Source organism: Brevibacterium epidermidis NBRC 14811 (assembly GCF_001570805.1).
Classification (GTDB): domain Bacteria; phylum Actinomycetota; class Actinomycetes; order Actinomycetales; family Brevibacteriaceae; genus Brevibacterium; species Brevibacterium epidermidis.
On the sequence record NZ_BCSJ01000018.1, the window covers coordinates 167,452 to 180,402 of the forward strand.

The 12,951-nt window shown below is 64.2% G+C and carries 13 protein-coding genes; 5 read left to right on the forward strand and 8 right to left on the reverse strand.

Annotation, left to right across the window (positions count from 1 at the left end; translation table 11 throughout):
- Positions 1-11: 11 nt before the first annotated feature.
- The 5 genes from BEP01S_RS15295 to BEP01S_RS15315 are packed head-to-tail and all read right to left on the reverse strand — an operon-like array spanning position 12 to position 3,887.
- Entirely contained in the window at positions 12-431 is a 420-nt protein-coding gene (locus BEP01S_RS15295) for a DUF779 domain-containing protein (RefSeq protein ID WP_039207858.1), read from the reverse strand.
- Complete coding sequence (gene adh, locus BEP01S_RS15300) at positions 431-1,954, reverse strand: aldehyde dehydrogenase (protein ID WP_062244961.1); 1,524 nt, start codon at positions 1,952-1,954, stop codon at positions 431-433. The genes BEP01S_RS15295 and adh overlap by 1 nt, the downstream gene beginning before the upstream one ends.
- 33 nt (positions 1,955-1,987) lie before the next feature.
- Positions 1,988-2,713 (reverse strand): M23 family metallopeptidase, encoded by a 726-nt coding sequence (locus BEP01S_RS15305; RefSeq protein ID WP_244882289.1) that lies wholly within the window; start codon positions 2,711-2,713, stop codon positions 1,988-1,990.
- A complete protein-coding gene (locus tag BEP01S_RS15310) occupies positions 2,703-3,377 on the reverse strand; it encodes an HAD family hydrolase (RefSeq protein WP_062244964.1) in 675 nt (224 codons plus the stop codon). Before BEP01S_RS15310 ends, BEP01S_RS15305 begins: the two co-directional genes overlap by 11 nt.
- A gap of 27 nt (positions 3,378-3,404) precedes the next feature.
- Positions 3,405-3,887: a GNAT family N-acetyltransferase gene (locus BEP01S_RS15315; protein ID WP_052239820.1), complete on the reverse strand. Its 483-nt coding sequence runs from the start codon at positions 3,885-3,887 to the stop codon at positions 3,405-3,407.
- Positions 3,888-3,945: 58 nt separating this feature from the next.
- Between BEP01S_RS15315 and BEP01S_RS15320 the strand changes: the two genes are divergently transcribed.
- Complete coding sequence (locus BEP01S_RS15320; RefSeq protein WP_062244968.1) at positions 3,946-4,167, forward strand: hypothetical protein; 222 nt, start codon at positions 3,946-3,948, stop codon at positions 4,165-4,167.
- Positions 4,168-4,184: 17 nt separating this feature from the next.
- Here BEP01S_RS15320 and BEP01S_RS15325 read toward each other — a convergent pair whose 3' ends face one another.
- Positions 4,185-5,255 carry an AI-2E family transporter gene (locus BEP01S_RS15325; RefSeq protein WP_062244970.1) on the reverse strand — a complete coding sequence of 357 codons (1,071 nt, stop codon included), beginning with the start codon at positions 5,253-5,255 and terminating at the stop codon, positions 4,185-4,187.
- A 94-nt stretch (positions 5,256-5,349) separates the two neighbouring features.
- Between BEP01S_RS15325 and BEP01S_RS15330 the strand changes: the two genes are divergently transcribed.
- Positions 5,350-7,932 carry a M3 family metallopeptidase gene (locus BEP01S_RS15330; RefSeq protein ID WP_062244973.1) on the forward strand — a complete coding sequence of 861 codons (2,583 nt, stop codon included), beginning with the start codon at positions 5,350-5,352 and terminating at the stop codon, positions 7,930-7,932.
- Positions 7,913-8,677: a queuosine precursor transporter gene (locus BEP01S_RS15335; RefSeq protein ID WP_174521234.1), complete on the forward strand. Its 765-nt coding sequence runs from the start codon at positions 7,913-7,915 to the stop codon at positions 8,675-8,677. The genes BEP01S_RS15330 and BEP01S_RS15335 overlap by 20 nt, the downstream gene beginning before the upstream one ends.
- A 316-nt stretch (positions 8,678-8,993) precedes the next feature.
- Here BEP01S_RS15335 and tgt read toward each other — a convergent pair whose 3' ends face one another.
- Positions 8,994-10,250: a tRNA guanosine(34) transglycosylase Tgt gene (tgt, locus tag BEP01S_RS15340; RefSeq protein WP_062244977.1), complete on the reverse strand. Its 1,257-nt coding sequence runs from the start codon at positions 10,248-10,250 to the stop codon at positions 8,994-8,996.
- A 21-nt stretch (positions 10,251-10,271) separates the two neighbouring features.
- Here tgt and mmuM point away from each other — a divergent pair, with 21 nt between their 5' ends.
- Positions 10,272-11,231 carry a homocysteine S-methyltransferase gene (gene mmuM / locus BEP01S_RS15345; RefSeq protein ID WP_062244980.1) on the forward strand — a complete coding sequence of 320 codons (960 nt, stop codon included), beginning with the start codon at positions 10,272-10,274 and terminating at the stop codon, positions 11,229-11,231.
- Between the two features lie 18 nt (positions 11,232-11,249).
- On the opposite strand, the gene BEP01S_RS15350 is transcribed toward mmuM, so the two are convergent.
- Positions 11,250-12,257 (reverse strand): isopenicillin N synthase family dioxygenase, encoded by a 1,008-nt coding sequence (locus BEP01S_RS15350; RefSeq protein ID WP_062244982.1) that lies wholly within the window; start codon positions 12,255-12,257, stop codon positions 11,250-11,252.
- 87 nt (positions 12,258-12,344) lie between these two features.
- Here BEP01S_RS15350 and BEP01S_RS15355 point away from each other — a divergent pair, with 87 nt between their 5' ends.
- Entirely contained in the window at positions 12,345-12,950 is a 606-nt protein-coding gene (locus BEP01S_RS15355) for a flavin reductase family protein (protein WP_062244985.1), read from the forward strand.
- Position 12,951: the final 1 nt, after the last annotated feature.

Genomic DNA, 12,951 nt, shown 5'->3' on the forward strand with positions numbered 1-12,951 from the left:
GGCGCTTCAGCTCAGGCGACGTCCATGAGCGTCGAGCGGATGATGAAGCGGTTTCCCGTCGGTGATTCGACGCTGAAGCCGCTCCCCCGGCCCGGCACCACATCGATCGTCAGATGCGTGTGCTTCCAGTACTCGAACTGTTCCGTCGACATCCAGAAGTCCAGTCCGGCTTTGTCGGCGTCGTCGATGGGCAGTTCGAAGTGTCCGAGCAGCACATCGGCTTCCGAGGTGAGGAAGTCGCCTTCGGGGAAGCACATGGGCGACGAGCCGTCACAACAGCCGCCGGACTGGTGGAACATGAGCTGTCCGTGTTTGTCGACGAGGCTGGCGAGCAGGTCGATGGCGGCCTGAGTCATCGCCACTCGCGATTTCTCTTCGCCCTCGATCGTCGGTGTCGACTCGAGAGCTGCTGTTTCGGCTAAATCACTCATCAGAAGAATCCTTGTGCATTTTCGGAGTAGCTGACCAGCAGGTTCTTCGTCTGCTGGTAGTGGTCGAGCATCATCTTGTGGTTCTCGCGTCCGATGCCCGAGGACTTGTATCCGCCGAACGCGGCGTGGGCCGGGTAGGCGTGATAGTTATTCACCCAGACGCGGCCAGCCTGGATGTCGCGACCGGCGCGGTAGGCGGTGTTGCCGGTGCGTGCCCAGACTCCGGCGCCGAGGCCGTAGAGGGTGTCGTTGGCGATGCCGATGGCGTCGTCGTAGTCGGAGAACGAGGTCAGCGCCACGACGGGTCCGAAGATCTCCTCCTGGAAGATGCGCATCTTGTTCGTGCCTTTGAAGATCGTCGGCTGGATGTAGAAGCCACCGGCGAGGTCGCCATCGAGTTCGGCCTTGTCGCCGCCGATGAGCGCCTCGGCGCCTTCGTCCTTGCCGATCTTGAGGTAGGACATGATCTTCTCGAACTGGTCGTTCGAGGCCTGCGCTCCGACTTGGGTGTCGGTGTCGAGCGGGTTGCCCTGTTTGATCGATCGGACGCGTTCGACGCCGGCGGCGACGAAGTCGTCGAAGATCGATTCCTGGACGAGCGCACGCGACGGACAGGTGCAGACCTCGCCCTGGTTGAGAGCGAACATCGCGAAGCCTTCGAGTGCCTTGTCTCGATAGCTGTCGTCGGCGGCCATGACGTCGTCGAAGAAGATGTTCGGCGACTTGCCGCCGAGTTCCAGGGTGACCGGGATGATGTTCTGCGAGGCGTACTGCATGATCAGGCGGCCGGTCGTGGTCTCACCGGTGAAGGCGATCTTGCGGATGCGTTTGTTCGACGCGAGCGGTTTGCCGGCTTCGACGCCGAATCCGTTGATGATGTTGAGAACGCCGGGAGGCAGCAGGTCGCCGATGAGTTCGGCGAGGACGAGGATCGATGCGGGAGTCTGCTCCGCGGGTTTGAGGACGACGCAGTTTCCGGCGGCGAGCGCCGGAGCGAGCTTCCATGTGGCCATGAGCAGGGGGAAGTTCCAGGGAATGATCTGTCCGACCACGCCGAGGGGCTCGTGAAAGTGGTAGGCGACGGTGTCATCGTCGATCTGTGAGATGCCGCCTTCCTGCGCCCGGATGGCGGAGGCGAAGTAGCGGAAGTGGTCGACGGCCAGCGGCAGGTCCGCGGCCAGCGGTTCGCGGATTCCCTTGCCGTTGTCCCATGTCTCGGCGACGGCGAGCATCTCGAGGTTGGATTCGATGCGGTCAGCGATCTTGAGCAGGATGTTCGCACGTTCGGCGACCGGGGTCTTGCCCCAGGCCGGTGCGGCGGCCCATGCGGCATCGAGTGCGGTCTCGACATCGTCTGCGGTGGAGCTGGGGATCTCGGTGAATACCTGCCCGGTGACCGGGGTGATGTTCTCGAAGTAGTTGCCATCCTTCGGCGGCACCCACTCTCCTCCGATGTAGTTCTCATAACGGGGCTTGAACGTGACAAGCGCGCCGTCGGTACCGGGTGCTGAGTAGACTGCCATGACACTCCTTCGTGTGCGTCCATCCACCCCACTTCACGTGCCTCGTCCGATGGCGGCCGGAGGCGCGGAGCGGATGTGTCCGTGTCCTCTCACCATAAGTCGGAACCGGGGTGCGGACAATAGTCGTTGATGGAGTTCGGAGGGTCGCCGATCGACGATGTCACCAGCGGGCGGGAGAGTTCCGCTGAAGCGAATCGGCACAGCGTCTGCGCGGGCGATGTCAAGACTGCTGATCGCTTGGACATGCAGATGGGGCTCGGTGCTGTTGCCTGAGTTCCCGCAGCGCCCGAGCTTCTCACCTATTTGGACAGTCTGTCCGACCTGGAATTGGACGCTTCCCTGTTGGAGGTGGCAGAGGGCCACAACGGCGGTTCCGGTCCGGATCATGATGTGGTTCCCTGCGAGCGCGAGCCATCCGGCATCGGCCCGTCTGCGTTGAGTCATCGCATAGCCGAGCGAAGGCAGTCCCCGATAGGCAGGATGATCGGTCGCTGAGTCGTGGACGGCGACAACAACGCCGGCGACGGGTGCGAGCACGCTGCGGCCGAAACCGATGAATTGCTCCGGCGGTTCCGGGCGAAACAGCGAGCCGAGTCCGAACACGGCTGACCGTCCCGAGGCATCGACCGGCACGAAGTCGATCGCGTACGAGGTCGCGAAACGGGTCGTGCCGTGGCTGGGCACCTGGTCGGCGGGGCTGTTCTGGACCAACCAGCGACCGGTGAAGGGGTAGACAAGATCGAGAGCTTCAGCTGACATCTCCACCGTCGCCGCATACCACATTCGGAGGTTTCGCCGCGTCAACGAATATGTCGCGCAGCTGTTCCAGTGAATCGAGTTTCAGATCGGCAAACTCTGCTTCAGGACGATGCCGCTGAATATGTGCCCATGGGCCTCTCATCAGGAATGCTGTCCGAATGCCCATTGAGTTGGCTGGTGCGATGTCGTTATCTACCCGATCGCCGACATAGAGTATCTCGCTTTCGGGCACTGCTGCAGCATCGATCACCCGAGCAAAGAACCCTCTCGACGGCTTCTTTACTCCCCACTCGGACGAAGAAGCTATGAAGTCGACGGGGACCTTCAGACGGCTCAATCGTCGAGCGAGTCCGGAAGGTTGGTTTCCGGCGATTCCCACTATCGTGCCCGTCGCCCGAATGGTCTCAATACAGTCGATTGCGTCGGGGTACAGATCGACAGGTTCAGTTTGAGTCAGTTCAGCAGGTGGACGTAGTCCCAGCTCAGTCCAGATCCCGCTGTGATCGTCTCCTCGTTCGATCAGCGCCCCAAGCACAGCGAAGAACGTCAACGACGTCACTCCAGCACGTTCCGCATGATCGGCCCACATCCGAGTCTCGTCGACAAGAGTCTCACCGACGTCGAAGACGACGGCTCGGACCTTGGCTCTCGAGAAGTCATTCATCACTCGGTCTCCGCATCGAATATTCGACTACGTAGCGGAGTCTGCCACCGGCTTCACCAGGATCAGGCACGGCGTATCAGCACCCCACAGGTCAGTCTCCTCCAGAGGCAGGAAGCCCATCTTCTCGTAGAAGTGACGGGTCCGCGCATAGTTCGGATCCTCCTTCGACGGTCCGAGAGTCTTCACCTCGAGCAGCTTCGCCCCACGGGCACGCACATCCTCGGTGATGGCCTCGATCATCGCGGTCCCGACTCCCCCGCCGTGGACGGAGCGGTCGACGACGGTGAAATGGATTTCGCTGGTCTGCGGGAAATGGTGTGAGACAAGAGTGACCCCGACGACTCGGCCGCTGTCGTCGCGCACGGTCCACGTCTCCATGGTCCGGGAGTCGTCGATGTATTCGGCGTTGGATTCGGGTCTGCCGAACCATTCCGGCACGGTGGCGAGCAGCCGTTCCACATCCTCGGGGACGGCATCGTCGCGCTGGGCCATCCAGACGGCTTCAGTCATGGGCACCACCTTAGACTCCGCATCGAAGCTCCGGTACCCCGTTGCTAGACTCAGCCCCATGAGCGAGCCCGAATCCCCCGTCCTCCGACTGATCCCGTATCTTGCGGCGATCACCGCAGCCATCTTCATCGCGCTGCCCCGCCTCGGCGGTGACGGGAACCTGCTCATCAACCTCGTATTCGCGGCAGTCGCCTATTTCGCCGTGTACTTCATCGTCAAGCTCATCATCCACGCCCTCGTCACCCGCATTGATTCCGGCAGCCACGACGACCAGGACTGAGGTTCGGCCAGCCGCTCCTACTTCTTCGCCTGCGCCGGGACGACGACCTTGCGGATGATGATGAGCGCCGAGGCGGCCACCGGCACCGCGACCACCGCACCGAGCACACCGCCGAGGGTTCCGCCGGCGATCGCGGCGATGATGACGAGGGCACCGGGCACGTCGACGGCCTTGTTCATGATCCGCGGGCTGAGCAGATACGCCTCGACCTGCATGTACACGAGGTAGTAGATTCCGGCCGTGATGCCCAGCCCGGGCGAGACCATCAGACAGGACGCGGTGATGATGATCGAGCCGGTAATCGGACCGACCAGGGGAATGAGCGAGCCGAGGAACGCCACGAACGCCAACAGCGCCGGCAGCGGGGCACCAATGATGGTCAGGAAGATCGCCGAGCACACGCCGTTGATGACTCCCAAGGACACCTGACCGAGGACGTAGCGCCCGATGGATCGGGTGACCTCCTCGGTGACGGATTCGACTGTTGGCCGTGATGAGGCCGCGACCAGGGAGAACATCGCGGATTTGATCGTCGGCATGGACACGGCGAAGTAGATGGTGAGGATGACGACAATGATCACGCCGGTGAGGAAGCTGAGGATCCCCGCCCCGATCGACACCACGCCGCCGCCGAGGGAGAGCACATTCTTCGGGTCCGAAGCCCAATCCGCAACGTTGGCGAACACCGCGTCGATGTCGATCGCGCCGGTGAATTGCTCCTCGAGCTCCGTCACCCACCCGGTCGTCGCGAGGTTCGCCACGATCCCTGGCAGATCCGCGACGAACGTCTGGATCTGACTGATCACGGCCGGCGCGATGAGCAGCACGACGCCGACGACGATGAGGATGAAGGCCACGACGACGATGAGCACCGACAGTGACCGCGGCACCTTGCGATCGACGAACCACTGCACGATCGGCTCGAGACCGAGCGCGAGGAACAGCGCCAAACCGATGTAGATGATCACGGTCGCCACGGACTGCAACGCCGTCATCACCACGATCGCCAACCCCACGCCCAAGGCGCCCGTGAAACCGAGCTGGAACGCGCTGTTGAGTGTGAGGGACTTGCCCCGACCAGTGCCCATGGAAACCAGTGTAACCAGCGATCATGCACTGGTCGGCTGACTCACGTTAGGATCGGAGCGAGACCCCAACCGCTACGAAAGTGAATCGTCGAGAATGAGCGCAGATCCGAACGGCATCGATGTCTGGGAAGCGTTCCTCGACCCACAGACCGACTATTCGCTGCCCGACTTCTCCGCGGTCACCGCGGAGACGCTGCTGACCGCGGTTCACACGGCGACCGATTTCGCCCGCGCCGAGGTGGCTGCCATCATCGCCGATGAAGCGGAGTCCACGTTCTTCTCCACTACGGTGAGGTTCGAATCCGCGTCCGTTCCGATGACCCGGATCGCCTCCGTCGCCGCAGCCATCGAGTCGAATCATCTGCGTCCCGAGCTGACCGACGCCATCGGCGAGACCTGGGAACTCCTGTCCGCTACCCAGACCGAGATCCTGCTGAACGTGGACCTCTTCCACCGCATCGAACAGGTTTCGGTCTCCGACCTCAACCCCGAGGACAAACGTCAGCACGAACTGACCATCGAACTCTTCGTCCGTGCGGGAGCCCGCCTCGGCGAAGAGGAACGAGAGCAGATGGCCACGATCGCGGCCGAACTGACCACGCTGGAGAACTCCTTCTCCCGGGCTCTGCAGCTCGATACACGTGAGCTGGCCGTCCATGTCAGCGAAGCCGATTCCCTGGCCGGAATGAACGACGATCAGATCGCGGCAGCGGCGAATCGGGCTGCCGAGCGCGGCGTCGACGGCTACCTGCTGCCGCTGAACAACTTCACCCAGCAGGGCGTGCTCGAATCATTGAGCACAGCGCAGACTCGTCGGCACGTGCTGAACAATTCGATGGCGCGCGGATCCCGCGGCGGCGACGGCGACACCCGCACCCAGGTGGCCGACACCACGGCCCTGCGTGCGCTGAAGGCGCATCTGCTCGGATACCCCTCCTACTCGTCGTTCGCCATCGACAATCAGACCGCCGGCAATCCCGATGCCGCAGCCGATATCGTCTCTTCCCTCATCAACCCCGCGAACGCCCAACTCGATGCGGAGCTTGCACAGGTCAAGGAGCGCTACGGCCTGGAGACGGTCGCGGCCGAAGACGTGAAGTACTATCTCGCGAAGTACCGCGCCGACGAATTTGGCATCGACCCCGACGAGGTGGCCAAGTACTTCGAGTTCGACACCGTCCTCACCGAGGGGGTCTTCCGCGCCGCCACCGGACTGTACGGAATCACGTTCGCCCCCTATGAAGGCGTCACCGCCTGGCACGAGGACGTCCGCGTCTACGAGGTCACGGACGCCAACGAGCGACACCTGGGACTCGTGCTCATCGACCCGTACTCCCGGGACACGAAGCGCGGCGGAGCCTGGATGGACCAGCTGGTTCCCGCCTCCCGGCTGACCGGGCTGCTGCCCGTCGTCACTCTCTCGCTCAACCTCGCCAAGCCCGGTCCGGGTCGGCCCACCCTGCTCAATCCGACCGAGCTGACGACGTTCTTCCACGAATTCGGCCATGTCCTCCACGGCCTCTTCGCGAACTCCACCTACCCGTCGACGGCGGGCACCGCAGTCCCTCGCGACTATGTCGAGTTCCCGTCCCAGCTCAACGAGATGTGGCGCTTCCACCCGCAGGTCCTCCCCCACTTCGCCAAGCACGTCGACACGGGTGAGCCGATGCCGGCCGAACTCGTCGATGCGCTCGTCGCCAGTGAGAAGTTCGGGCAGGGCTTCGACACGATCGAATACCTCGCCGCGGCCATGCTCGATCTGTCCTGGCATTCGCTCGAGGCCGGGGAGCACATCACCGAGGTGCTGTCCTTCGAATCCGAGGTGCTCGCTGCGTCCGGGTTCTCCCCGCTCGTTCCGCCTCGCTACCGGTCGACGTACTTCGGGCACATCTTCGCCTCCGGGTATGCGGCCGGCTACTACTCCTACCTCTACTCCGAGGTCATCGCCGCCTGGGTGAGCGAATGGTTCGAAGAGCAGGGCGGACTCAACCGGGAGGCCGGCGATGCCTTCCGCGAAGCCATCCTCGCCCCCGGCTATTCGGTCGACCCGATGTCGGCGATCGAACGCTTCTTCGGCACCCGCCCGGATGTCGCCCCGCTGCTGCGCCGTCGCGGTCTTGCCGAACCCGTCACCGAAGTGGACGACGAAGACGACGAAGCCACGGCCGAGGCCGAGCCCGGAGCCGCCTCGGCGAAGTGGGACCACCCCAACCACGAGGCGGTCGCCGCCGATCTCACGGCCGCGGGCATCGATCCGCGCATCGAGGTATTCGACGACTCGACGCCGACGGCAGCCGCAGCGGCCGAGGCCCTGGGCATCGAGGTCGGGGCGATCGCGAACAGCCTGATCTTCTCCTCCGGCGGGGAGCCCGTGCTCATCATGGCCTCGGGCGCCCACCGGGTCGACACCGCACATGTCGCCGAACTCATCGGCGTCGACTCCCTCGATCGGGCGTCGAAGGAACTCGTGCGCGAAGCCACCGGGCAGGTCATCGGCGGGGTCGCTCCCTGCGGTCATCCGGGCCCGATTCCGACCTATGTCGATGTGTCGCTGAAGGACTATCCTGTTCTCTGGGCCGGCGCGGGGACACCGAATTCGATGGTGCCTCTGACGTACGAGCAGCTGCTCACGGTCACCGGAGGAAAGGAAATCACCGTTGTCGCAGAAGAGTCCTGAGGCTGAGCCCGGACGCTCCGAATCCGAGTCTGGGCAGCCGGGTCGTACCAGCGATCCGGCGCATACCTCCTCGGCTGCACGCTTCGCAGCATTCGCTTCCTCCCGGGGCCGCTACTATGCGGTCTTCCTGGCCGTGTTCTGCGCGGTGCTCATCATCTCGAACATCTCTGCCACGAAGGTCATCGGCTTCGGTCCGATCGTCACCGACGGCGGCGCTTTCCTCTTCCCCATCGCGTACATCCTCGGTGATGTGATCAGCGAGGTCTACGGTTTCAAAGCCGCACGGAAGGCCGTGATCACCGGTTTCGCCCTGCAGATCATGGCCACCTTCGTCTTCTGGCTCGTGCTCATCTCGCCTCCGGGTCCCGGCTACGAGAATCAGGACGCCTTCGCCGCCGTCCTCGGCTTCTACCCGCGCATCGTCGCAGCCTCCCTCGTCGGATACTTCGTCGGCCAGCTGCTCAATTCCTGGGTGCTCGTGGCCGTGAAGAAGCGGATGGGCGAGTCGAAGCTGTGGGCGCGTCTGCTCACCTCGACCGGCGTCGGCGAGTTCGTCGACACCTTGCTGTTCTGCGTCATCGCCTTCGCCGGAGTCATCCCGGGGCTCGACTTCCTCAACTACATCATCGTCGGCTTCGTCTACAAGGTCGCCGTCGAGGTCATCTTCCTGCCCGTGACCTACCGCGTCATCAAGCTCGTCAAGCGCCACGAACCCAGCTACGAGCTCGAAGCGGACCCCGCGTAGGGGCGCCGGAGCGGGCCTCGGAGGTCGGGTAGGGCCGCCGGGCACCCGCACCGGGTCACATTCCGTACACTTCTCACCACATTACGTACGCCGATGGCCACATTTGGTGCCACACATCTGTTCGCGAACTGATGCACCGGACGCATAGTGGTCGGCCTCGAACGGAAAACGGTTACCGACGAGTGTCATCGAGTTTCGTCCTCGGCTGCATCTACTTTTGGACAGCGCATCGGGATCAAACTCGATGTGCTGATCAGAAGTCGATGACTGACCGGTACGGACCGGCGGGCGACCGCAGCGGCCGCCGACAGCGCGGCTACTTCTTCGCGTAGTAGCGGCCGAGGACCTCAGCCTCGAGCTCGTCGAAGCGGCCGTCGATCATCGACTGCCGAATCTCGTCGACGAGTGAGACGACGAAGTGTTCGTTGTGGATGGTGCACAGGGTGGAGAAGAGCATCTCCTTCGCCTTGTACAGGTGCCGGAGGTACGCCCGTGAGTAGTTCTGGCATGTGTAGCACGAGCAGTCGGGGTCGAGCGGTCCGAAGTCGCGGCGGTACTTCGCACCGGTTAGGTTAAACCGGCCGTCGCGAGTGTAGATCGCAGCATTGCGGGCCACGCGGGAAGGCGAGACGCAGTCGAAAGTGTCCGCGCCGGTCTTGATCGCTTCGAACAGGTCATCGGGTTCGGAGATGCCCAGCAGGTGGCGCGGCTTGTTCTCCGGCAGCTCCTCGCACACCCAGCGGATGATGATGCCGAGGTTCTCCTTCTCCAGGGCACCACCGATGCCGAAGCCGTCGAAGTCCATGGCCCCGAGATCCCGGGCGGCCTTGCGCCGCAGGTCCTCGTACTGCGCGCCCTGCAGCACCCCGAAGAGCGCCTGGTAGGGACGGTGCGACCGTTCCTCGGTAAGGCGGAAGTGCTCTTCGATGCACCGGATCGCCCACAGACGGGTCCGCTCCAAGGATTCCTCCTGGTAGCCGCGGGTGTTGACCAGAGTGGTCAGCTCGTCGAAGGCGAACATGATGTCGGCGCCCAATTCGTGCTGCACACGCATCGAGATCTCCGGAGTGAAGCGGTGCATCGACCCATCGAGATGGGACTTAAACGTCACCCCGTCATCGTCGACGTTCGACAGCCGCTCCTTGCCGACGGCGACGAGTTCATCGTTCTGCTCCCCCGTCGCCTCCATCGAGATGACCTTCTTGAACCCCGAGCCCAGGCTCATCACCTGGAATCCGCCGGAGTCGGTGAAGGTGGGTCCCGGCCAGTTCATGAACTTTCCCAGGCCGCCGGCCTCGTCGATGAGGTCCGATCCCGGCTGCAGGTAGAGGTGGTAGGCGTTCGAGAGCACCGCCTGCCCGCCGAGTTCGGCGACCTCGTCGGGGCGCACGGCCTTGACTGTGGCCTTCGTGCCGACCGGGATGAACGCCGGGGTCTGGATATCGCCGTGCGGGGTGTGGATGACCCCGGTGCGTCCGCCCGTGTCCATGCGGGTGCCCACCTCGAATCCGAAGTTCGATCGGTCGTTGATGGGGGCGGTCTCGAATGCCGCCGAAGTTTCGTCTGCAGTCACCAGACAAGCTTAACTAAGTCCATGACGTTCACCCAGATGCTCACCCTCGCCGAGGCGGCCGCTCCCATCGTCATCGACGGCGGGCTGGGCAGCGCCGCCGAGGATCGCGGCATCGACCTCGACCACGCACTGTGGTCGGCCGAGCTCATCCGCCGTGATCCCGGCACCCTGCTCGAGGTGCACACTGCCTTCGTTGCTGCCGGTGCCCGCATCCTTACGACTGCGAGTTACCAGGCGACGCCGCGCGGATTCGCCGATGTGGGAATCAGCGACGATGAGGGACACAAAATCATCGCCGACAGTGTGGGAATCGCGCGCTGTGCAGGGAACGCGCACGCGCGCTCGGAAGCGGCCGGCGCCGGGCCGGCCGCCACCCCGCCGCTCATCGCAGGCTCCGTCGGCCCCTACGGCGCAGCACTCGGCGACGGTGCCGAATACACCGGCGACTACCGCCTGACCTCTGCCGACTACACCGCCTTCCATCGTCCGCGCATCGACGCCCTCACCGAGGCGGGAGCGGACCTGCTCGCCATCGAAACCCAGCCGCGCCTCGACGAGATCGCAGCGATCATCGACCTGGCAGACGAGACCGGTCTCCCTTCCTGGGTGACCGTGACTCTACAGACCGGCACGGACACGAGATCCCCGACCCTGCCCGACGGCAGCACCTTGGCGGAGTTCGCGGAGGCGGCGGCCGCCTCGGCGAGAGTGCAGGCGATCGGGGTCAACTGTGTGCGTCCATCTCTCGTCACTCCGGCTCTGAAAGAACTGTCCCGGCACACGGACCTGCCGCTCATCGCCTATCCGAACTCGGGCGAGATCTACGACGCGACCACTCTGACCTGGCGCGACGGTGCGGAAGCCGGCATCGCTTCGTGGCCGGTGGCGGAGTGGATCAGCCTCGGCGCGCGGATCATCGGCGGCTGCTGCCGGGTGCGTCCAGACGACATCGCGAAGCTCGGCGGCCTCCTCAGGCGCTGAGCACCCGGGCCCGTGAGCTCAGACCTGAGCGCCCACGAGTTCGGGATAGAACTTCTCGGCGACGTTCGGGTGGGAGCGCAACCGGGAGAGGAAGGCGTTCTCTCCATAGACGGCGTGGAGGGCGTCGCGTTCGTCCTGAGTCACACCGCGGGAATCGGCGGCGAGTTCGGCGGGCAATTCGACCTCGGGCAGACGAGCGTTCAGAGCCGGGTTGAAGAAGAACGGGATGGAGATGCGGTCCTGCCCGGGTCCGGTCGGCAGGACACGGTGGACGGTGGCCTTGAGGTAGCCGTTCGTGGCGACTTCGAGGAGTTTGCCGATGTTGACGACGAAGGTGTTCTCGATCGGATCCGCATCGATCCAACCGTCATCGGTGAGCACCTGCAGGCCGGTGGTGCCCGGCTGCGGGTAGAGCAGGGTGAGCGTGCCGGCGTCCCGGTGTTCGCCCACACCCTGGGTGACGGACTCGGATTCGGCTTCGGGGTAGCGGACGATCTTGATGAAGGATTCGGCATCCTCGGCGAAGGCGGACGCGAAATGATCGCCCGCCTGACCGAGGCTCAGCGCCCACTGTTCGAGGAGACGAGCGCCGACCTCGCTCAGCTGCCCGTGCCAGGATTCCGTGGCCTCGCGCAGCTCGGGCAGCGATTCCGGGTACTGGTTGGGGCCGGTGAGGTGGTCGAAGTCGTTGACCGGCTCGGCCACGGGTGCGCGTTCGGGGCCGATGTCGATCTGCTCCCGCCAGTCGACGCGCCCCTGGGTGCGTTCGCCTCCGGTGCGGGTGTAGCCGCGGAAGTGCGGAGAGTTCGTGTTCTCGATCGCGAGCTTCTCGGCCTCGGGCAGAGCGAAGAAGCGATCGGCGACATCGATGATGCGGGTGAAGTCGGCGTCGGGGATTCCGTGGCCGGTGAGGTAGAAGAAGCCGATCTCATGGGTGATACGGCGCAGGTCTGCACGGAACGCCTCGGCGGTCGCGGGGTCTTCGGCCAGGCTGAGGTCGAGGATGGGGAGCTGGGTGATGGTCATGTCACAGACGATAGGCACGTCCGCCGTCGAGGCAGCGGCGATCCGTCATCGTGCGCAACACTCCGTCATACCTGCTTGAATAGTCGGGTGACTCATTTCTATCGCCCGTCCGAAGGCCACCGTCTGCCGCACGACCCCTTCAACGCCATCGTCGCGCCGCGGCCCATCGGCTGGATCGGCACAGTCGATGCCGAGGGCCGCCGCAATCTCGCGCCCTATTCGTTCTTCAATGCGCTGAACTACTCTCCACCGCTCGTGGGCTTCTCCAGCAACGCGTGGAAGGACACCGTTGCCAACTGCCGGGAGACCGGGGAGTTCACCTGGAACCTCGTCACTCGGACCCTCGCCGAGGCGATGAACGCCACGTCGACCACCGCGAAAGTCGACGAGTTCTCCACCGCAGGAATCGAGGAGGCCGAGTCCGTGGAGATCTCTGCGCCACGCGTGGCAGCCTCACCGGCGACCTTCGAATGCCGAGTCACCCAAATCATCGACCTGCGCACCGCGGACGGGGAGAGCTCCGGCTCATGGTTCACCGTGGGCGAAGTGGTGGGAGTCCATCTCGACGAATCCCTGCTCACCGACGGGATCGTCGACACAGCCGCCGCCGATCCGGTGCTGCGCGGCGGCGGACCGACCGCCTACTTCGGGATCAGCTCGGATCAGCGCTTCGACATGCGTCGGCCGGGCTGAG